This is a genomic window from Ectopseudomonas composti (genome assembly GCF_900115475.1).
Taxonomy (GTDB): Bacteria; Pseudomonadota; Gammaproteobacteria; order Pseudomonadales; family Pseudomonadaceae; genus Aquipseudomonas; species Aquipseudomonas composti.
The window spans coordinates 106,170-126,037 of sequence record NZ_FOWP01000004.1 but is presented as its reverse complement, the minus strand read 5'-3'; the positions used below and the strand labels follow the sequence as shown (position 1 = coordinate 126,037).

Here is a 19,868-nt window from a genome sequence, read left to right as displayed (position 1 = left end):
AAGCAAATGAGCATTTCGAGTTTTTCTCCAACGCAGCATGCCCAAGCGCAGCAGCGTCAAATCGATTTTTCAGCCGACGCGGTAGTTCGGCGCCTCCTTGGTGATCTGCACGTCATGCACATGAGACTCGGCCATGCCGGCGCCAGTGATGCGCACGAACTCCGGCTTGGTGCGCATTTCCTCGACGGTGGCGCAGCCGGTGTAACCCATGGAGGCACGCAGGCCGCCCATCAGTTGGTGAACGATGGCACTCATCGCGCCCTTGTAGGGTACGCGGCCTTCGATACCTTCCGGCACCAGCTTCTCGGCACCGGCCGAGGAGTCCTGGAAGTAACGATCGCTCGAACCTTGCGCTTGCGCCATGGCGCCCAGCGAGCCCATGCCACGGTAAGCCTTGTAGGAACGGCCCTGGAACAGCTCGACTTCACCCGGCGCTTCTTCGGTGCCAGCCAGCATGGAGCCGATCATCACGGCGGAGGCGCCGGCGACGATGGCCTTGGACAGGTCACCAGAGAATCGGATGCCACCGTCAGCGATCAGCGGCACACCGGTGCCAGCCAAGGCTGCAGCGACGTTGGCCACGGCGCTGATTTGCGGTACGCCAACACCGGCGACGATACGCGTGGTGCAGATCGAACCCGGGCCGATGCCGACCTTGACGCCATCGGCGCCAGCCTCAACCAGCGCCAGAGCTGCAGCGCCAGTCGCGATGTTGCCACCGATCACCTGGACTTCCGGGAAGTTTTCCTTGACCCAGCGTACGCGGTCGATCACGCCCTTGGAGTGGCCGTGAGCGGTGTCGACGATGATCACGTCGACACCGGCATTGGCCAGAGCCGCCACGCGGTCACCAGTATCGGCACCGGTACCCACGGCAGCGCCAACACGCAGACGACCTTGATCATCCTTGCTCGCCAGCGGATAGGCCTTGGCTTTCTCGATGTCCTTGACGGTCATCATGCCCTTGAGGGCGAAGGCGTCATCGACGATCAGTACTTTCTCGATACGGTGCTTGTGCAGCAGCTCGCGCACGGTTTCCTTGGCGGCACCTTCCTTGACTGTGACCAGGCGCTCTTTCGGCGTCATCACGTCACGCACCAGGGCGTCCAGGCGGTTCTCGAAACGTACGTCACGGGAAGTGACGATGCCCACCAGGTCACCGTTGGAGAGCACCGGCACACCAGAGATGTTATGCAGACGGGTCAGTTCGAACAGGTCACGCACGGTGGCGTCGGCTTCGATGGTGATCGGGTCCTTGACCACGCCAGCCTCGAACTTCTTGACCTTGCGCACTTCGGCAGCCTGCTGCTCGATGGTCATGTTCTTGTGGATGATGCCGATGCCACCTTCCTGGGCCATGGCAATGGCCAGGCGCGCTTCGGTGACGGTGTCCATGGCGGCGGACAGCAGCGGGATGTTCAGTTCGATGCCGCGGGTCAGGCGGGTCTTCAGGCTGACGTCCTTGGGCAGAACCTCGGAATAACCCGGGATAAGCAGGACGTCGTCGAAAGTGAGTGCTTCTTGGCTGATGCGCAGCATGGAGGGCTCCCGAGCGGGAAAATAAGAAGCGCGGCATTATACCCAGCGAGCTCATTTCACTCAATGCAAAGTGTGTCCCTAGGCAATCTCGCTTTCAAACACATAAAATAATGATTCTCAAAAACCCTTGCACTTGAGTGTCAAATGAAACCAACCCGCCTCTTCTTGAGTGGCCAAGGCGCCGCCCTGCTCACCTTTTGCCTGCTTCCAGCCGGTCACCTGCTGGCCCAGGAGCTGGAGTTACCCAGCCAGGAAGTGCTCGCCAAGCCTGCCGTCGAAGAAGACGGCTACCAGGCCAAACGCGCCAGCACGGCGAGCAAATCTTCAGTGGCACTCAAGGATGAAGCCCAGTCGGTACAGGTGGTTACGCCACAGACCATCGAGGACTTTCAGGTCAGATCGCTGGACGATGCGATGAAATTCGTCAGTGGCATGACCCAGAGCAACACACTGGCAGGCACGCAGGATGGCTTCGTCAAACGCGGTTTTGGTTCCAACGCCGACGGTTCGATCCTGCGTGACGGCATCCGCTCCAGCCTCTCACGCAATTTCAGCGCTACCACCGAACGCGTGGAGGTGCTCAAGGGACCGGCCTCGCTGCTGTATGGCGCGCTGGAGCCGGGGGGCCTGATCAACGTCATCAGCAAGAAGCCGCAGTACCAATGGGGCACGCGCATTGACGCAGGCAGCTATAGCTTTGGCGGAGGCAACCTGGCGGTCGACGTCACCGGCCCAATTGCCGATAGCGGGCTGGCCTTTCGCCTGATCGCCGAGCGTCAGCACGAAGACTACTGGCGCAACTTCGGCGAAGAAGAGCACAGTTTGATCGCCCCCTCGCTGAGTTGGGAAGGCGAACGCCTGCGCCTCAACATCGCCTACGAATACAAGGAATACAGCACCCCGGTGGATCGCGGCACGGTGATCGTCAACGGCAAACCAGCCAAGGTGTCCTACAACGACCGCTTCGGCGAAAGCTGGTCCAAGGCCGAAGGCATCGACGAATTGCTCACCGCCACCGCCGAGTATCAGCTCAGCGACGACTGGTCGACACGCCTCACCTACGGCTGGAACAACGAGCGCTACGACTATGCCGAAGCGCGGCCGAACGCGCTCAACGCCAGCACGGGCGCAATGAGCCGCCGTTCCGATGGCAGTGAACATGACAACCAGACCCAATACCTGGCCTGGGACTGGATCGGCAACGCGAATCTGTTTAGCCAGCGACATGACCTGCTGATAGGCGCCGATACAGAACGCGTCGACAACTTCCGCGGTGATACCTGGCGCGGCCCAGCGGTGGGGGGCTTCAATATCTACAATCCGGTATACGGCAATCTTGCCGCACCTTCGCTACTCAACCCGGCACAAAGTGATCGCAGTGACGAGCTGCATTCACGTTCAATCTACGCAAAGGACAACTGGCATTTGAACGACCAGTGGATCGTGGTGCTTGGTGGTCGCTACCAGCGTTTCGAGCAACTCGTGGAACAAGGCCGCGGCGCTACCTATACCCGCACCACCGACCGTACTGATACCACCTTCCTGCCCTTCGGCGGCCTGGTATTCCAGCTGAACGACCAGGTGGCGTTCTACGGCAACTACAGCCGCTCGTTCGTGCCCAATGCCTCGGATACCAACACTGGCCAGGCATTCGATCCTGAAGAAGGTCGCAGCTACGAACTAGGTGTGAAGCTCGACCTGCCTCAAGGTATCGGCGCCAGCCTGGCGCTCTTCGATATCGAGAAGGAAAACGTCGTGGTCACCAACAACTCCGTATCGGAAGCGGCAGGCAAGGTCGGTTCGCGCGGCGTGGAACTGGATATCAGCGGCCGCCTGAGCGAGCGCTGGGAGCTGCTCGGCAGCTACGCCTACACCGATACGGAAATCCTCGATGACCCGGCCAACGAAGGCAACGAGCTGGTCAACGCCGCGCGCAATGTCGGCAGTCTCTACCTCGTCCATCACCTGCATCTACCCCAGGAGCTGGGTCAGTGGAAACTGGGTGGTGGCGCCCGCTACGTCGGTGAACGTGCTGGCGACAACGCCAACACATTCTGGCTGGATAGCTACACGGTGGCAGATGCCTTCGTCACTTGGGACAGCCAATTGCTCGGCGAGAAGACGCGCCTGCAACTGAACGTACGCAACCTGTTCAACGAGCGCTATTACCCCTCCAGCGGCGGCAATCTACGCGTTGCCGTGGGCGAGCCACGCGAGCTGCGCCTGTCGGCCAGCGTCGAGTTCTAAAAAGCCTTTGTAGGAGCGGCTTCAGCCGCGAAGGGGACTCGAGAACATCGCGGCTAAAGCCCCTCCCACAATCGACTGGAAAACCACTCAAGCCGGATCGTCGACCCGCACCTGCCTCACCGCAAAGCCCAGGCGTTCGCCGAACTCTTCGACGAACGCCGGGCGCAGGCCGGCATCCAGCCAGCCGTTGAAGATGAAGCCCAGGTTGGAAAAACCACAGGGCTGCAGGAACAGAAAACCGTTGATGTCATCTTCATGCCCGCATTCCGGGCAGGTGAAATTGTCGGTCTCCCCGGGCCACCACATCTCCAGGCTGTCGAACAGCGGCACGCCCACTTCCTTGCGGCATTCGGCGCATCCCGCCTCCTCCAGAAACCCGCGCGTCGGCACATAGATGCAGCGGTGGGTGATGATCTCCAGGCCATTGTGCGGCTGACCATAGGGCAGCAAATCGGGTCGCTGGGCAATGCGCCGCGCGCCCGGCCCGATGGCGTAGGCCATGCCGTTACCGCCCTGCCCGCATGTGGTCGGCAGCGACTCGACGATCTCCCGCTTGACCAACCAGCGCAGCATGGCCTGGGCCTTTTGCTCGTGAGCGGGAAGCGAGGAGATCTGCGGGACGAGGATCAGTTGTGCGGTCATGGTGTTCGAACGGCTGGCAAGGAAAGGGCGGCAGCTTAGGCGCTGCCGCCGGCAAATCAAGCCCCCCGGCACACCGCATCGACCGCCTGCGCCTCACGACGGGCCACCCAGCGAGCACGCAACACGTCGTAGATCCAGTTGAACGCCATGGTGTACGGCAGGAAGAACAGGATCAGGACGATATCCAGTAGCAGCGCCTCAAGCAGACTGATCGACAACCACCAGGCGGCCAGGGGCACCAGCACCACGATCAGCCCCACCTCGAACAGCAGCGCGTGGCTGACCCGCGCCCACAGACCGCGCTCGAAGCCCAGGCGGCTCTGGGCGCGGTCGAACAGGTAGTTGAACAGCATGTTCCACAGCATCGCCACGGTGGAGAACATCAGGGTCAGCACACCCAGATGCAGCAGCGGCTTATCCATGAACCACGCCATGGCCGGCGCACATATGAGTACGGCGATGGTCTCGAAGGCCAGGGCGTGACCGATGCGCTCACGCAGGGAGCGCGGCAATGGCTGAGTCATGAAGCGAACCTCGTGATAAGTGACGACGAGCGCTATGATCATCGGAATCCCAGCCAACCAAAAGGCAGCTGCCATCGGCAAAACCGATATGAATATTTCCCCCGAATCCCTCCAGGCCTTCGCCCAAGCGGCCAACTGCGGATCGCTCAGCGCCGCTGCCAGGCGCCTGGGCAAGAGTCAGTCGACCATTAGCGAAGCGGTTGCACGCCTGGAAATCGACCTGGGCGTGGCGCTGTTCGAACGCGGCCCGCGCAAACTGCAGTTGACCGAAGCCGGTGCCAGCCTGCTGGCCCACGCAGAAGAAGTCCTGTGCGCCAGCGACCGCCTGGCGCGACACGCTGCCGGCTTGGCCAGAGGCCAGGAGCCGCGCCTGACCCTAGCTTTATCCGACGCCTACCAGCCGAAACAATACGAAGTGCGCCTGCAGGAGCTGGATCAGCGCTTCCCCGACCTGCAGTTCGAGAGCCTGATCGCCGAGCAGGCCGATGTGCTCGACCTGGTCACCCAGGGCCGCGCCCAGCTTGGCCTGATCGCCGCATTAGCAACCTACCCGCCGTATATCGCCCACTCCCGCCTGGAAATGAGCAGCGAATTCGGCCTGTTCGTCGCCAAGGATCATCCCCTGAGCAGGCTGCCCCAGGTACGCCAGGAAGACTTGTCGCGCTGGCGTCTGCTGCGCCTGAGCAGCGTCGCCCATGACGATGCGAACACCGACGACCTGCCCGGCAGCGGCGGACGTTGCTGGGCCGCGCCGGACTACCTGATGCTGCTGGAAATGGCCCGACTGGGCTTCGGCTGGGCCGAGCTGCCGCGGCAACTGGTCGATGCCTACGGCTTCGACGGCCTGCATGAGCTGTCCTGCAGTGGCTGGCCACGGCGGGTGACGGTGGACGCCATCTGGTCACGCCAACTTGAGCTCGGCCCGGTCGCGGCCTGGCTGCTCGACCGCTTGCTGCAAGACGCCCGATGAAGGTCGCACCTGCAGGCCTCTCGGCTTATCATGCCGCCCCATGATCAAGGATCCCTTTGCTCGCCTGAACCTCGACCGCGAGGTGCTCAGCGTCAGCCAGCTCAACAATCGCGCCCGCCTGCTGTTGGAGGACGTGTTCGCCGGCATCTGGGTCGAGGGGGAAATCTCCAACCTCGCCCGCCCGGCCTCCGGCCACATCTACTTCACCCTGAAAGACAGCCAGGCCCAGGTGCGCTGCGCGCTGTTCCGGCAGAACGCCGCGCGTGTGCGCCAGGCGCTGCGCGACGGATTGGCAGTGAAGGTGCGTGGCAAGGTCTCGCTGTTCGAGGGGCGCGGCGACTATCAGCTGATTCTCGATGCCGTCGAGCCAGCCGGTGACGGCGCCCTGCGCCTGGCCTTCGAGGCGCTGAAGGAGAAACTTGGTGCCGAGGGTCTGTTCGCCACCGAACGCAAGATCGCCCTGCCCGCTCACCCCAAGCGCATCGGCATCGTCACCTCGCCGACTGGCGCGGTGATCCGCGACATCATCAGCGTGTTTCGCCGCCGCGCACCGCAGGTGGAGCTGAACCTGATTCCTACTGCCGTGCAGGGCCGCGAGGCCACCGCGCAGATCGTGCGTGCCTTGCAGCGTGCCGACGCGCAGGGTTTCGATGCGCTGATCCTGGCTCGTGGCGGTGGTTCGCTGGAAGACCTCTGGTGCTTCAACGAGGAAGCCGTGGCCCGCGCCGTGGCAGCCTGCGTCACGCCCATCGTCAGCGCCGTGGGCCACGAGACGGACGTTTCCATCGCCGACTTCGTTGCTGACGTGCGCGCGCCGACCCCGTCGGCCGCCGCTGAGTTGCTGGCCCCGGACAGCAGCGAGCTGGTGCAGCGCCTGCACAATCTGCAACGCCGCCTGGTCCTGCACATGCAGGGCCGCCTGGCGCGTGAGCGCCTACGCTTGGAGGGCGTGAGCCGACGACTGCGGCACCCCGGCGAGCGCCTGCGCCAGCAGGCCCAGCGCCTGGACGATCTGGACATGCGCTTACGCCGTGCCTTCAACCAACAACTTGCCAATCAACGCGAACGCCTGGCCCGCCTCGACGCGCGCCTCGCCGCGCAGCATCCGGGGCGCAACCTGGCCCTGTTGCGCCAGCGTCTGGATGGCCTGGCCACGCGCCTGCCACGGGCCATGCAAGGCCAGCTACGCAGTCAGCGCCAGCAACTGGGCGCACTCGCCGCGCAACTGCAGATCGTCAGTCCCCTGGCCACCCTTGGCCGTGGCTACAGCATCCTCCTCGACGAACGCGGCCACGCCGTACGCAGCGCCGCGCAGACCCAGCCAGGCCAGCGCCTCAAGGCGCGCCTGAGCGAAGGCGAACTGGACGTGCGCGTCGAAGACAACCACATACAACCGGCGACCCTGTCGCTATTGGATTGAGCCAATGCCACCATCCCTGTGTAGGAGCGAGCTCTGCTCGCGAAGCTTTTTCAGCCCCTCTTTTCGCGAGCAGAACTCGCTCCTACACAAATTGTGTCTGTTTGTCCTGACCCTGTGCCTGGCCCTGCCCGTCCATGCAGAGGGCTTCATTACCCGCCTGCTGAACAAGCCGGTGCCCGGTGGCGTGGCGGTGCTCGATCTGGGCAACCCGGCGCAGGCGCCGAAGGTGCGCTACCAGGGCAAACCGGTGCTGACCGTGCATGAGGACGGCCAGCGCTGGATTGCCATCGTCGGCATTCCACTCAGCGTCAAGCCGGGCACTCAGCAGGTAGAGATCGAGGGCGGCCAGAGGCTGAATTTCCAGGTGGGTGCCAAGCACTACACCGAGCAACGCATCACCATCAAGAATCAGCAGCAGGTCACGCCCAACGCCGCCAACCTGAAACGCATCGAACGTGAACTGGCCGAGCAAACCCGTGCCTACCAGCAGTTCAGCGCACGCCAGCCAAGCAACCTACTGTTCGACAAACCGGTCAACGGCCCGCTGTCCAGCCCGTTCGGCCTGCGCCGCTTCTTCAACGGCGAGGAGCGCAACCCGCACTCGGGTCTGGATTTCGCCGCCAACCGCGGCACGCCGATCAAGGCGCCTGCCGCCGGCAAGGTGATCCTCATAGGCGATTACTTCTTCAATGGCAAAACGGTGTTCCTCGACCACGGCCAGGGCCTGATCAGCATGTTCTGCCACCTGTCCGAGATCGACGTGAAGCTCGGTGACGAAATCGCCCGAGGCGGGCGTATCGGCAAGGTCGGCGCCACCGGTCGCGCTACCGGCCCGCACCTGCACTGGAACGTCAGCCTCAACGATGCGCGGGTTGATCCAGCGATCTTCATCGGTGCGTTCAAGCCCTGAGCCGACGCAGCCTGCAACACCTGCCGTTTGGGTTAGCAGGGCATTTTTTGCTAGGGTACGGCGGCTCAGATGGCCGGTTCTGCAGCGCCGGCCTTTCCCCTGCCTGCTTCGGAGTCGGAAATGCCGAATGAGCTCAATACCTGGATGGACTGGCTGAAGACTCAGCCAGAACTGCTCACCCTCACCGCTACCTTCGCCCTGATCGTCGCCGCCTGGCTGTCGAACTGGGTGGTCAAACGCATTCTGGTGCGCGCCATCTACCGCCTGGTCGGCGCCACCGCACTGGGCCGCCACGGCCAGATCAAGGAAAGCGGCATCATCAAGCGCCTGTCCAACATCGTGCCAGCGCTGGTGCTGTCCAGCGGCGTGGTCTTGGTGCCAGGCATGCCCGCTGCCGTGGTGGAAGTGACGCGCAACGTCTGTGGCGCCTTCGTGGTGCTGACCATCGCCATGGCTATCGGTGCCCTGCTGGATATCCTCAACACCCTCTACCAGCGCCGCCCGAATGCGCACCTGAAGCCGATCAAGGGCTACCTTCAGGTAATCAAGATCGCCATCTTCGCCATCGCCGCGATCCTCATGGTGGCTGCGCTGATCGACCGCTCGCCACTGATCCTGCTGTCCGGTCTCGGTGCCATGGCCGCCGTGCTGATGTTGATCTTCCAGGACACCCTGCTGTCGCTGGTGGCCAGCGTGCAGATTTCCTCCAGCGATATCGTGCGCGTCGGCGACTGGGTGGAAATGCCGCAGCTCAATGCCGATGGCGACGTGATCGACATCGCCCTGCACACGGTCAAGGTGCAGAACTGGGACAAGACCATCACCACCATCCCGACCAAACGCTTCATCACCGACCCATTCAAGAACTGGCGCGGCATGCAGGAGTCCGGCGGGCGCCGAATCAAGCGCGCACTGTATCTGGATCAGACCAGCGTACATTTTCTCAGCGACGAAGAAATCGCCCACCTGCGCCGCTTCATGCTTCTGGATGAGTACCTCGACCGCAAGGATCAGGAACTGCAGGACTGGAACACCAAGCTGGCCGAGCATGGCAAGGAAGCGGTGAACACCCGCCGCATCACCAACATCGGCAGCTTCCGCGCCTACGTCGAGCACTACCTGCGGCACAACCCGAACATCCACCAGAACATGACCCTGCTGGTGCGTCAGCTCAGCCCCACTGCCGATGGCCTGCCGCTGGAGATCTACTGTTTCACCAACACCATCGCCTGGAATGCCTATGAAGGCATTCAATCGGATATCTTCGACCACATGCTGGCCATCCTCCCCGAGTTCGGCCTGCGTGTGTTCCAACATCCGAGCGGAGCAGACATGCGCGAGCTACGGCCAGCCATCGCCGAACAGCCGCAGGCGGCGCAATGAAACGCTAGCGGTGCGCCCCTGAGCGACGCGTCACAGAACCTTTGCCTCAAAATCGGCCGGAGCCTGCCATGATCACCGTTCATCACCTGAACAACTCGCGCTCGCAGCGCGTTCTCTGGATGCTCGAAGAGATCGGTCTCGACTACCAGATCAAGCACTACCAGCGCGACCCGCAGACCATGCTCGCCCCCGCCGAATTGCGTCAGGTGCACCCCCTTGGCAAGTCGCCGCTGATCACCGACGGCGAGCTGACCCTGGCCGAATCGGGCGCCATCATCGAATACCTCGCCGAGCGCTACGGTGACTGGTTGCTACCTGCCGCCGGCAGCCCGGAGCGCCTGCGCTGCCGCTACTGGCTGCATTACGCCGAGGGCTCGGCGATGCCGCCATTGTTGCTCAAGCTGGTGTTCGACAAGCTGCGCAGCGCGACGATGCCCTTTTTTATCAAGCCCATCGCCCGTGGCATCGCGAACAAGGTCAGCCAAGCATTTATCTCGCCGCAGTTGACGCTGCACTTCGACTACCTGGAAAGCCAACTGAGCGAGCACGACTGGTTCGCTGGCGATACCTTCAGCGCAGCCGATATCCAGCTCAGTTTCCCGCTGGAGGCAGCCGCTGCCCGTGGCGTACTGCACAACCACCCGCGCTTGAACGATTTCCTGCAGCGCATCCACGCGCGCCCGGCTTATCGCCGCGCCCTCGAAAAGGGCGGCACCTACGACTACGCCGCTTGAACCCGCATGAAGCCTGGCCAGCGGGGAACGCATCACCGCTGGCCACCCAAAACAAACACGATTCGCCGAAAACACCTCTTTCAAAGCAATAAAATCCGCCAATAAAAGCTATTCAGCAATAAATCGGCGTTTTTTAGGCAAGCATTGCCATATCCACCTGCTATGGATAGGGTGCCCACATGAAAAACATCTTTCTCGTCCGCCAGCTCGCTTGCCTGCGACTGGTCAGCCCACGACTGCGAAGCCCCGCCTGAAACCCCGTTTCATGGCCGCCCGGCCTCGTGTTCGACTCCCATTCCGCAGGACCCTCTCATGACCATGCTCAAAGATCCGTCGAAGAAGTACCGTCCGTTCACCCAGATCCAGATTCCGGACCGCACCTGGCCGGACCAGATCATCGACAAGGCGCCGATCTGGCTGTCGACCGACCTGCGCGACGGTAACCAGTCGCTGATCGAGCCGATGGATGCCGAGAAGAAGATGCGCTTCTTCAAGTGCCTGTTGGCCGTGGGCCTGAAGGAAATCGAGGTGGGCTTCCCCTCCGCCTCGCAGACCGATTTCGACTTCGTACGGGAGCTGATCGAGGGCAGCCACATCCCTGACGACGTGACCATCCAGGTGCTGACCCAGGCCCGTGACGACCTCATCGAGCGCACCTTCGAGTCCCTCAAGGGCGCCAAGAAAGCCATCGTCCACTACTACAACGCCTGCGCGCCGAGCTTCCGCAAGATCGTCTTCAACCAGGACAAGGCTGGCGTCAAAGCCATCGCCGTCGCCGCTGGCACCACCATCAAGCGCCTGGCCGATGCCGCGCCGGAAACCCAGTGGGGCTTCGAGTATTCGCCGGAAGTGTTCAGCAGCACCGAGATCGACTTCGCCGTCGAGGTGTGCAACGCGGTGATCGGCGTGTTCCAGCCAACCCCGGCGAACAAGCTGATCCTCAACCTGCCAGCCACCATCGAGTGCGCCACACCGAACAACTACGCCGACCAGATCGAATGGTTCGGCCGCCACGTAGACCGTCGCGACAGCGTGTTGATCAGCGTGCACACCCACAATGACCGTGGTACTGGCGTCGCCGCTTCCGAGCTGGCCGTGATGGCCGGTGCCGACCGCGTCGAAGGCTGCCTGTTCGGCAACGGCGAGCGCACCGGCAACGTCTGCCTGGTGACCCTGGCGCTGAACCTCTACACCCAGGGCGTCGACCCGCAGCTGAACTTCTCCGACATCGACGCGGTACGCAAGGTGGTCGAGGACTGCAACCAGATTCCGGTTCACCCTCGCCATCCGTACGCAGGCGACCTGGTACACACCGCTTTCTCCGGCTCGCACCAAGACGCCATCCGCAAGGGCTTTGCCCAGCAGAAACAAGACACCCTGTGGGAAGTGCCGTACCTGCCGATCGACCCGGCCGATATCGGCCGCGACTACGAGGCGGTGATCCGCGTCAACAGCCAGTCCGGCAAGGGCGGCATCGCCTTCCTGCTCGAACAGGAATATGGCATCAGCCTGCCGCGCCGCATGCAAATCGAATTCAGCCAGGTGGTACAGCGCGAAACCGACCGCCTTGGCCTGGAGATGACCGCTGCACAGATCCACCAGTTGCTCGAAACCGAGTACCTGCAGGCGCGCAGTCCCTACGCCCTGAAAGGCCATCGCCTGCAGGAAGAAAATGGCACCAGCGCGGTGGATATCGAGGTCATCGAAGGCGCTGAAAAGCACCATTGGCGTGGTATCGGCAAAGGTCCGCTGGAAGCACTGGCCGCAGCCCTGCCGGTCGCAGTTGAAGTCATGGACTACAGCGAGCACGCTATCGGTTCCGGCACCAATGCCAAGGCCGCGGCCTACATCGAACTGCGCGTCAACGGCGGTCGTGCACTGCACGGTATCGGCATTGACGAGAACCTGACCACGGCAAGCTTCCGCGCCCTGTTCAGCGCACTGAACCGTGCCCTGAGCCAGGCCGAGTCGCAAGCGGCCTGATTCTCAAGCGCCGCACACAAGAACGCCGGGCATTGCCCGGCGTTTTTGTGTGCACTCCTAAACCCCCGGATCCCATCATCAGCCTCGGTGCGCACAGCGCACCCTACGAAGCATTACCGCCAGACGGCGCCTTTCATCGCCCGGATGAAGACACTCAGATATCGAAAATCATCAGCACGGCAAACATCAGGGCGGCCAGGCCGACGGTGAACATCAGGCCAATCCCCGCCGCCCGCCAGTTGGAGAGCACTGCACCACCCACCTCGGCATGCTGTTTGAGATCGGCCTCGACCAAGTTCTTGGCCAGCATGATCATCGCCATCAGTTGCGCGATGGCGAAAGGCAGCGCCGGCACCTCCTCCGGCAACACGAAAGCCAAGACCAAGGTGACGATCAGAAGGACGACGGAAATGCCCCAGACCATCGCTACTCGATCTGCCTTGCCGAGCAATTGCAGGTTATGCGCCAGCAGCCATGCACCGGCCAGAGGCGTGCCGATGAACGTCGCCAGGCCGACGCCAGCGATGCTGTAGAGCGGCAACTGAGTGGTGGTGCTCGGTTGCAGGTCAGCCTGCGGCGTCTGGAAGGGATTGCTCTGTTGTACGTCCATGTCATGTAGCTCCTGATCAGTTCAAGGTGAAAACATCCGCATCCAGGTGTGCCGGGAAGCGCTCGCGGTAGGCATTCAGAGCCTCGCTCGATAGCTGGGTGCGGAATACACCATCGCCATCGCCAGCCATCAGCAACTCCTCGCCCTGGAAGTCCAGCACTTGGGAATCGCCAGTATAACCGTGGCCCCTGCCGTCCTCGCCGACGCGGTTCACAGCCGCGACATAGCACAGGTTCTCGATGGCTCTGGCCGGCAACAGGCGGTTCCAGTGCTGGCGACGCGCGCCCGGCCAATTGGCGGTATACAGCAGCAGGTCGGTGCCGCTGGCGTCCCGGCTCCAGACCGGGAAGCGCAGGTCGTAGCAGATCAACGGACGCACTCGCCAACCCTTGAGGTCGAACACCACCTGCTGATCGCCAGCGCTGTAATGCTTGTGCTCGCCGGCCATGCGGAACAGGTGACGCTTGTCGTAATGCGCCAGGGAGCCGTCCGGGCACGCCCAGAGCAGACGATTACGGTAGCTGCCATCCGCAGCCTGGATGATCAGGCTGCCGCAGATCACCGCGTCGATACGCTGCGCCTGCTCGCGTAGCCAGATGCTGCTGGGTCCATCCTCAGGCTCAGCCAATTCGGCCGATGCCATGGAAAAACCGGTGGTGAACATCTCCGGCAGGATCACCAGATCAGCGCCGCGCGCCTGTTCCAGCAATGCCTGAAAATGCTCGCGGTTGGCGGCCGGATCGTGCCAGACCAGCGTGGTCTGGATCAGCGCCAGTTCGAGATCGGGTTTGTTGCTCATTTCAAGGCCTCAAATAAATCGGTAGGAACGAGGGGGACGCCTAGTCCTCTGCTCGCGAAGCTTTCATAGGATCGTTCGCGAGCAGAGCTCGCTCCTACAGCTCATACCGCGCTGAGTTTCTCTGCCGCCTGACGCAGGGTTTCCTCGCGCTTGGCGAAGCAGAAACGCACAAGGCGCATCTCCTTGGGCGCGGACTGGTAGAACACCGATACCGGAATCGCCGCCACGCCATGCTCGCGGGTCAACCACTCGGCCATGGCCACGTCGTCCAGATCAGGGCGAATGGCCGAATAGTCGGCTAGCTGGAAATAGGTGCCCGGCGCACGGCTGAAGGTGAAGCGCGAGCCAGCCAGGAGGTCGCAGAACAGATCGCGCTTGGCCTGGTAGAAGGCCGGCAGTTCTTCGACATGCTCGGGGTGTGCAGCCATGAAATCGGCCAGAGCGAATTGCAGGGGCGTCACGCCACAAAAATTGACGTACTGGTGAATCTTGCGCAGCTCGGCCGTCAGTGCCGGCGGCGCCACCACGTAGCCGGTCTTCCAGCCAGTGACGTGATAGGTCTTGCCGAAGGAACTGACCACGAAAGCGCGTTGATACAGCTCCTCGTGGGCCAGCACGCTGGCATGACGCTGGCCGTCGTAGATCAGATGCTCGTAAACCTCGTCGCTGATCACATGGATATCGTGTCCGCGGATCAGCTCGGCCAGCTTGTCCAGATCGGTACGGGTCAGCAGCGCACCACTCGGGTTGTGCGGCGAGTTGAGAAAGATCAGCCGGGTACGCGGCGTGATCGCATCGGCCAAGCGCTGCCAATCGACAGCGAAATCCGGCAGTGCCAGCGGCACATGCACGCAACGGCCACCCGCCAGCTCCACCGACGGCTCGTAACTGTCGTAGCAAGGGTCGAGCACGATGGCTTCATCCCCCGGATGAATCAACGCCTGCACCGCGCAGAAAATCGCTTCGGTGGCACCTGGCGTAATGGTGATTTCGCTGTCGGCATCGCGCTGCACGCCGTAGCTGCGGGCGATCTTGGCCGCCACCTGCTGGCGCAGGCTCGGTAGCCCGGTCATCGGCGAATACTGGTTGCGCCCTTCCATGACGTGGCGCGCCACGGCTTCGCGCAATGCCTGCGGCCCATCGAAATCAGGAAAGCCCTGGGACAGATTGATCGCGCCGGTCTCCAGAGCGAGCTGGGACATCCGCGTGAAGATGGTGGTGCCGACGTTGGGCAGTTTGCTGACAAGCATCGCGACTTCCTACGAAGAACAAGGCAAGCCGCGAGGATAGCCGAAGGGCACCGCAGGCGGCACCCGCAGCGCTTATGAAAAAGCGTTGGAAGCTTATGCCGTGCGCGCCGGACGATTACCGGCGCACACCCTGGCGCAAAGCTTACTAGCGCTTGTCCTTGCGCTTTTTCTCGGCCTTCTTGTGGTGGCTCATCAGCCGGCGCTTCTTGTTCACCTGGCGATCCGTGAGCTTGTTCTTGTTGCCCTCGTAGGGGTTTTCGCCGCCCTTGTACTCGATACGGATCGGCGTACCGACCAGTTTCAGCACACGGCGGAAGGTGTTCTCCAGATAGCGGCTGTAGGCGCGCGGTACGGCGTCGACCTGATTACCGTGAATCACGATCAGCGGCGGGTTGGCACCACCCAGGTGGGCATAGCGCAGCTTGATGCGACGACCATTGACCAAGGGCGGTGCGTGGTCGCTGACAGCATCCTCGAGAATCTGCGTCAGGCGGCTGGTCGGCCAACGGGTGATGGCCGATCTGAACGAAGCCTGCACCGACTTGTACAGATGGCCAACGCCAGTACCGTGCAAGGCGGAGATGAAATGGATATCGGCGAAGTCGACGAAGAACAGCCGGCGCTCCAGCTCGGTCTTCACGTAATCCTTCTGGCCCTGATCCATGCCGTCCCACTTGTTCAGGGCGATGACCAACGCACGACCGCTTTCCAGCACGAAGCCGAGCAGGTTGAGGTCGTGGTCGACCACACCTTCGCGGGCGTCCATGACGAACACCACGACATTGGAGTCCTGAATGGCCTGCAGCGTCTTGACCACGGAGAACTTCTCCACGGCCTCGAAGATCTTGCCGCGACGGCGCACGCCGGCGGTGTCGATCAGGGTGTATTTTTCGTCGTCACGCTCGAACGGGATGTAGATGCTGTCACGCGTAGTCCCCGCCTGGTCATAGACGATGACCCGCTCTTCACCGAGCATGCGGTTGACCAGCGTGGACTTGCCGACGTTGGGGCGTCCGATGATGGCCAGCTTGATGCCGTCCTTCTCGCTCGGTCCGGGAATGCGCTTGGCCTCCTGGCCTTCCAGTACTTCCTCCTCGTCTTCGGCGCCCTCTTCCGGCTCGCCGGCGTCCTTGGGGAAAGCGCCAAGCACCACTTCCAGCATCTGGGTGATGCCACGACCATGCGCACCGGCAATCGCCAGCGGCTCGCCCAAGCCCATGGGGCTGAACTCGGCACGAGCCAGGTCTACGTCAAGGTTGTCGACCTTGTTCACCACCAGGAAACTCTGCTTGTTACGACGGCGCAGGTGCTCGCCGATCATCTGGTCGGAAGCGGTCATACCAGCACGCGCGTCCACCAGGAACAGCACGGCATCGGCCTCTTCGATGGCCTGCAGCGACTGCTCGGCCATCTTCGCGTCGATGCCTTCCTCGTCACCGGAAATACCACCGGTGTCGATCACGATATAGGTGCGCCCCTGCCACTTCGCCTCGCCATACTGGCGGTCGCGGGTCAGACCAGACAGATCGCCGACGATGGCGTCGCGGCTGCGGGTCAGGCGGTTGAAGAGTGTGGACTTGCCGACATTCGGCCGGCCCACCAGGGCAATTACGGGAACCATCAGGCTCTCCACTCGGTTAATTCAGAAAATGCAAAGGCCGCTGCAGGGGCAGCGGCCGGAATCTGTTGCGCTGCTGCACCCAGAGCTCAGCTCTGGATGCAGCATAGTCGGTTCATTTGATGGTCAGTGCCACCAACTTGCCGCTGTTGCCGTAGACGTACAGCCAATCACCCACCACCAGCGGCTGAGCGCGCAGGCCGTCACTGTCGATGCGGGTACGGCCGACGAAGCGACCATCGACCTGGCTCAGCAGATGCAGATAGCCCTCGAAGTCCCCTACGGCGACATAACTGGAGAACACAGTCGGACCCGACAGCTGGCGACGTGCCATCGAATCGTTGCTCCACAGTGCCGACGCGCTGCGTTCATCGATACCTTCGACGGTACCGCTGGCCATGCTGACGTAGACGTTGCCAAAACCTTGAGCGACGCCGACCGAGCTGGATGCCTCGCGCTGCCAAAGCACGCGACCGGACTCTAGGTCCATGGCCGCAACACGGCCCTGGTAGCTCACCGCGTAGACAGTGCCGCCGGACAGCAGCAGACCACCGTCGATATCCACCACGCGCTCCAACTCGGAACGCCCTTGAGGAATAGCGACGCGCTGCTCCCAGACAGGCAGGCCGCGCTGAGCGTCGACCGCAACCACCTTGCCGCTGGACAAGCCAGCGACCACCAGGCGATTGGTCACCAACGGAGCGCCGGTACCGCGCAGGGTCAGTACAGCCGGGGTATTCTCGACGATCCAGCGCTGGCTACCGGTGCTGGCATCGAAAGCGATAAGGCGGTCGTCCTGAGTTTGTACCACGACGATATCGCCGTTGGTTGCCGGCGCTGCCAGCACTTCACTGGTCACGCGCGAGCGCCACTGCTCTTCACCGTCGCTGGAATCCAGCGCGATCACCTCGCCCTTGAGCGTACCCAGCAGTACCTGGCCGTAACCAACGCCGATGGCACCGGACACCGGGATTTCAAGCTTCTTGCGCCAGATGATCTTGCCGCTGGTGCGGTCCATGGCCATCACCAGACCTTCGACGTCGGCGGCGTAGATCACTTCGCCATCGATGGCCGGGACCAGCATGTTGAAGGTTTCGCCCTGACCGTCACCGACCGAACGGCTCCACTCGGTGCGCAGCTCGACTTCTTCGTCGAACTTGGTCAGATCGGCAGGCGGCAGTTCCTTCTTGCTATTGCTGCTGCAACCCACAGCCAGAACGGCCAGAGCCAGCAGTGCGGCATTCTTCCAACGCATCACGTCACGCATCCCCTTTTGCCAGGTCGTCCAGCTTCATCTGCAGACCGCCAACGGCGGCATCCTCGGCCAGCGCATCCTTGGCCTTCTGATAGGCCGCGTGCGCGTCATCACTGCGACCCAGTTGGGCCAGCAGGTCGCCCTTGAGTTCTTCACGGCTAGCGAGGAAGGCATCCTCGACCTTGGCATCGAGCAACTTCAGTGCGTCGTCCGCCTTGTCCTGAGCAGCCAGCACGCGGGCCAGGCGCTGGCGCGCCAGCTCACCAAGCGTGGCGTCGGCCGGCTTGTCCAGTACACGCTGCAAAGCGGCAGCAGCATCGTCGAGACGATCCGCTTCGACCGCGACCTTGGCGACGAACAGGCTGCCATACTGGGCGTAATAGCTACCACCGAACTCACTATCAAGCTTGCCAGCCAGTTCGGCGACTTTCGCAGCGTCAGGCTTACCGGCCGGATCCAGCGCGGTTTCCAGCAGTTGCTGGTAAAGCACCGAGGCGCCCTGGGCCTGATTGTCCTGATACTTCTGCCAGCCCTGCCAGCCGAATACCACTACCAGCGCCAGTACGCCGCCAGCCAGCAACGGCTTGCCGTTGCGATCCCACCAGTCCTTCAGTTGCGCGATCTGTTCGTCTTCGGTCTGCATGTCTAACCCTGTCTTTCAGCTATTCGGATGCTCAAGCCTGCGCCAGGCAGGCTGCAAGATGCTCGGCCAGAGCATCCCAGGCAACGCTTTGTTGTTCACTGTCATCGCGCAGCGGTTTGCAACCTACCACGCGCCCTGCCAATTCGTCGTCCCCCAGAATCAACGCATAGCGTGCGCCGCTCTTGTCGGCCTTCTTGAACTGGCTCTTGAAACTGCCGCCACCAGTGTTGAGCAGCAGGCGCATCTCAGGTAGCGCGTCACGCAGACGCTCGACCAAGGCCAGCGCTGCCAGCTCCGCAGCCTCACCAAAGGCACAGACATACACGTCGGCGGCACGATTGAGTTCAGCCGGCAGCAGCTCCAGGGTTTCGAGCAGCAAAACCAGGCGCTCGACGCCCATGGCAAAACCAACACCCGGCGTGGCCTTGCCACCCAGTTGCGTGACCAGGCCATCGTATCGACCACCCGCACATACAGTGCCCTGAGCGCCGAGCTTATCGGTGACCCATTCGAATACGGTGCGGTTGTAGTAATCCAGGCCACGTACCAGCTTGTGGTTGATCTGGTAGCGAATGCCAGCCGCATCCAGACGCGCCTTGACGCCTTCGAAGTGCTGCAGCGATTCCTCGTCCAGGTAATCGCCCAGGGTCGGCGCACCGACCAACACGGCTTGAGTGTTCTCGTTTTTGCTGTCGAGGATGCGCAGCGGGTTGGTGCTCAGACGGCGCTGGCTGTCTTCGTCAAGCTGATCGAAGCGCTCCTGCAGGTAAGCCACCAGAGCATCGCGATAGGCGGCACGGGCCTCGCTGGAGCCTAGGCTATTGAGCTGCAGGGTCACCGCATCGGCCAGACCGAGCTTCTTCCACAGGCGCCAGGTGAGCACGATCAGTTCGGCATCGACATCCGGCCCCGGCAGGTTGAAGGCTTCCACGCCAACCTGATGGAACTGGCGATAGCGGCCCTTCTGCGGCTTCTCGTAGCGGAACATGGGGCCGGCGTACCACAATTTCTGCACCTGGCCACCGCCAGACAGACCGTGCTCGAGCACCGCGCGCACGCAACCCGCAGTGCCTTCGGGACGCAGGGTCAGGGATTCTTCGTTGCGATCAAGGAAGGTGTACATCTCCTTGTCGACCACATCGGTACCCTCACCGATACCGCGAGCGAACAGCTCGGTGTACTCGACGATGGGCAGGCGGATTTCCTTGTAGCCATAGCCATCAAGCAGGCTGACCAAGGTACTTTCCAGGTAGCGCCAGGCAGGCGTCTGCTCCGGCAGGATGTCGTTCATGCCACGAATGGCTTGCAGGGACTTGCTCAAGTGTATTCCTTACGCACAGA

General features: G+C 62.4%; 17 protein-coding genes. 7 read left to right on the top strand and 10 right to left on the bottom strand.

Annotation, left to right across the window (positions count from 1 at the left end; all coding sequences use genetic code 11):
• Positions 1 to 69 precede the first annotated feature (69 nt).
• The gene (gene guaB / locus BM059_RS09040) at positions 70 to 1,539 is read right to left on the bottom strand and encodes an IMP dehydrogenase (protein ID WP_037001981.1); all 1,470 of its coding nucleotides are present in this window, start codon (positions 1,537 to 1,539) and stop codon (positions 70 to 72) included.
• A 144-nt stretch (positions 1,540 to 1,683) separates the two neighbouring features.
• Between guaB and BM059_RS09035 the strand changes: the two genes are divergently transcribed.
• Complete coding sequence (locus tag BM059_RS09035) at positions 1,684 to 3,786, top strand: TonB-dependent siderophore receptor (protein ID WP_074938119.1); 2,103 nt, start codon at positions 1,684 to 1,686, stop codon at positions 3,784 to 3,786.
• A gap of 87 nt (positions 3,787 to 3,873) precedes the next feature.
• On the opposite strand, the gene BM059_RS09030 is transcribed toward BM059_RS09035, so the two are convergent.
• Both BM059_RS09030 and BM059_RS09025 read right to left on the bottom strand, forming a co-directional pair.
• On the bottom strand, positions 3,874 to 4,428 hold the full coding sequence (locus tag BM059_RS09030) for a sugar ABC transporter ATPase (RefSeq protein ID WP_074938117.1): 555 nt from the start codon (positions 4,426 to 4,428) through the stop codon (positions 3,874 to 3,876).
• Between the two features lie 56 nt (positions 4,429 to 4,484).
• The gene (locus BM059_RS09025; protein WP_074938115.1) at positions 4,485 to 4,952 is read right to left on the bottom strand and encodes a multidrug/biocide efflux PACE transporter; all 468 of its coding nucleotides are present in this window, start codon (positions 4,950 to 4,952) and stop codon (positions 4,485 to 4,487) included.
• Positions 4,953 to 4,986: 34 nt separating this feature from the next.
• Here BM059_RS09025 and BM059_RS09020 point away from each other — a divergent pair, with 34 nt between their 5' ends.
• The 6 genes from BM059_RS09020 (at position 4,987) to leuA (ending at position 12,352) form a co-directional block, all read left to right on the top strand.
• Entirely contained in the window at positions 4,987 to 5,922 is a 936-nt protein-coding gene (locus BM059_RS09020) for a LysR family transcriptional regulator (RefSeq protein ID WP_074938113.1), read from the top strand.
• A gap of 40 nt (positions 5,923 to 5,962) precedes the next feature.
• Positions 5,963 to 7,342 carry an exodeoxyribonuclease VII large subunit gene (gene xseA / locus BM059_RS09015; RefSeq protein ID WP_074938111.1) on the top strand — a complete coding sequence of 460 codons (1,380 nt, stop codon included), beginning with the start codon at positions 5,963 to 5,965 and terminating at the stop codon, positions 7,340 to 7,342.
• Between the two features lie 4 nt (positions 7,343 to 7,346).
• Positions 7,347 to 8,252 carry a peptidoglycan DD-metalloendopeptidase family protein gene (locus BM059_RS09010; RefSeq protein WP_244154400.1) on the top strand — a complete coding sequence of 302 codons (906 nt, stop codon included), beginning with the start codon at positions 7,347 to 7,349 and terminating at the stop codon, positions 8,250 to 8,252.
• 120 nt (positions 8,253 to 8,372) lie between these two features.
• Positions 8,373 to 9,635 carry a mechanosensitive ion channel family protein gene (locus BM059_RS09005; protein WP_074938107.1) on the top strand — a complete coding sequence of 421 codons (1,263 nt, stop codon included), beginning with the start codon at positions 8,373 to 8,375 and terminating at the stop codon, positions 9,633 to 9,635.
• A 68-nt stretch (positions 9,636 to 9,703) separates the two neighbouring features.
• The gene (locus BM059_RS09000) at positions 9,704 to 10,369 is read left to right on the top strand and encodes a glutathione S-transferase family protein (RefSeq protein ID WP_074938105.1); all 666 of its coding nucleotides are present in this window, start codon (positions 9,704 to 9,706) and stop codon (positions 10,367 to 10,369) included.
• Between the two features lie 312 nt (positions 10,370 to 10,681).
• Complete coding sequence (leuA, locus tag BM059_RS08995; protein WP_074938103.1) at positions 10,682 to 12,352, top strand: 2-isopropylmalate synthase; 1,671 nt, start codon at positions 10,682 to 10,684, stop codon at positions 12,350 to 12,352.
• 154 nt (positions 12,353 to 12,506) lie between these two features.
• On the opposite strand, the gene BM059_RS08990 is transcribed toward leuA, so the two are convergent.
• The 7 genes from BM059_RS08990 to hisS form a co-directional block, all read right to left on the bottom strand.
• Positions 12,507 to 12,962, bottom strand: a complete 456-nt coding sequence (locus BM059_RS08990) for a hypothetical protein (protein WP_074938101.1) — start codon at positions 12,960 to 12,962, stop codon at positions 12,507 to 12,509.
• Positions 12,963 to 12,978: 16 nt separating this feature from the next.
• Positions 12,979 to 13,761: an amidohydrolase gene (locus BM059_RS08985; protein ID WP_074938099.1), complete on the bottom strand. Its 783-nt coding sequence runs from the start codon at positions 13,759 to 13,761 to the stop codon at positions 12,979 to 12,981.
• Positions 13,762 to 13,862: 101 nt separating this feature from the next.
• Entirely contained in the window at positions 13,863 to 15,011 is a 1,149-nt protein-coding gene (locus tag BM059_RS08980; RefSeq protein WP_074938097.1) for a pyridoxal phosphate-dependent aminotransferase, read from the bottom strand.
• A 145-nt stretch (positions 15,012 to 15,156) separates the two neighbouring features.
• Positions 15,157 to 16,632, bottom strand: a complete 1,476-nt coding sequence (gene der, locus BM059_RS08975) for a ribosome biogenesis GTPase Der (RefSeq protein ID WP_074938094.1) — start codon at positions 16,630 to 16,632, stop codon at positions 15,157 to 15,159.
• Between the two features lie 112 nt (positions 16,633 to 16,744).
• Positions 16,745 to 17,896 (bottom strand): outer membrane protein assembly factor BamB, encoded by a 1,152-nt coding sequence (bamB, locus tag BM059_RS08970; protein ID WP_074938092.1) that lies wholly within the window; start codon positions 17,894 to 17,896, stop codon positions 16,745 to 16,747.
• The gene (locus BM059_RS08965; RefSeq protein WP_074938090.1) at positions 17,889 to 18,527 is read right to left on the bottom strand and encodes a tetratricopeptide repeat protein; all 639 of its coding nucleotides are present in this window, start codon (positions 18,525 to 18,527) and stop codon (positions 17,889 to 17,891) included. Before BM059_RS08965 ends, bamB begins: the two co-directional genes overlap by 8 nt.
• A gap of 31 nt (positions 18,528 to 18,558) precedes the next feature.
• The gene (hisS, locus tag BM059_RS08960) at positions 18,559 to 19,848 is read right to left on the bottom strand and encodes a histidine--tRNA ligase (RefSeq protein WP_074938088.1); all 1,290 of its coding nucleotides are present in this window, start codon (positions 19,846 to 19,848) and stop codon (positions 18,559 to 18,561) included.
• Positions 19,849 to 19,868: the final 20 nt, after the last annotated feature.

Coding starts and splice junctions, on each gene's coding strand:
- BM059_RS08980 (WP_074938097.1), bottom strand. CDS start 15,011: ATGCTTGTCAGCAAACTGCCCAACGTCGGCACCACCATCTTCACGCGG.
- guaB (WP_037001981.1), bottom strand. CDS start 1,539: ATGCTGCGCATCAGCCAAGAAGCACTCACTTTCGACGACGTCCTGCTT.
- BM059_RS09035 (WP_074938119.1), top strand. CDS start 1,684: ATGAAACCAACCCGCCTCTTCTTGAGTGGCCAAGGCGCCGCCCTGCTC.
- BM059_RS08965 (WP_074938090.1), bottom strand. CDS start 18,527: ATGCAGACCGAAGACGAACAGATCGCGCAACTGAAGGACTGGTGGGAT.
- BM059_RS08990 (WP_074938101.1), bottom strand. CDS start 12,962: ATGGACGTACAACAGAGCAATCCCTTCCAGACGCCGCAGGCTGACCTG.
- BM059_RS08985 (WP_074938099.1), bottom strand. CDS start 13,761: ATGAGCAACAAACCCGATCTCGAACTGGCGCTGATCCAGACCACGCTG.
- BM059_RS09030 (WP_074938117.1), bottom strand. CDS start 4,428: ATGACCGCACAACTGATCCTCGTCCCGCAGATCTCCTCGCTTCCCGCT.
- BM059_RS09010 (WP_244154400.1), top strand. CDS start 7,347: ATGCCACCATCCCTGTGTAGGAGCGAGCTCTGCTCGCGAAGCTTTTTC.
- BM059_RS09005 (WP_074938107.1), top strand. CDS start 8,373: ATGCCGAATGAGCTCAATACCTGGATGGACTGGCTGAAGACTCAGCCA.
- BM059_RS09020 (WP_074938113.1), top strand. CDS start 4,987: ATGATCATCGGAATCCCAGCCAACCAAAAGGCAGCTGCCATCGGCAAA.
- BM059_RS09000 (WP_074938105.1), top strand. CDS start 9,704: ATGATCACCGTTCATCACCTGAACAACTCGCGCTCGCAGCGCGTTCTC.
- der (WP_074938094.1), bottom strand. CDS start 16,632: ATGGTTCCCGTAATTGCCCTGGTGGGCCGGCCGAATGTCGGCAAGTCC.
- BM059_RS09025 (WP_074938115.1), bottom strand. CDS start 4,952: ATGACTCAGCCATTGCCGCGCTCCCTGCGTGAGCGCATCGGTCACGCC.
- leuA (WP_074938103.1), top strand. CDS start 10,682: ATGACCATGCTCAAAGATCCGTCGAAGAAGTACCGTCCGTTCACCCAG.
- bamB (WP_074938092.1), bottom strand. CDS start 17,896: ATGCGTGACGTGATGCGTTGGAAGAATGCCGCACTGCTGGCTCTGGCC.
- xseA (WP_074938111.1), top strand. CDS start 5,963: ATGATCAAGGATCCCTTTGCTCGCCTGAACCTCGACCGCGAGGTGCTC.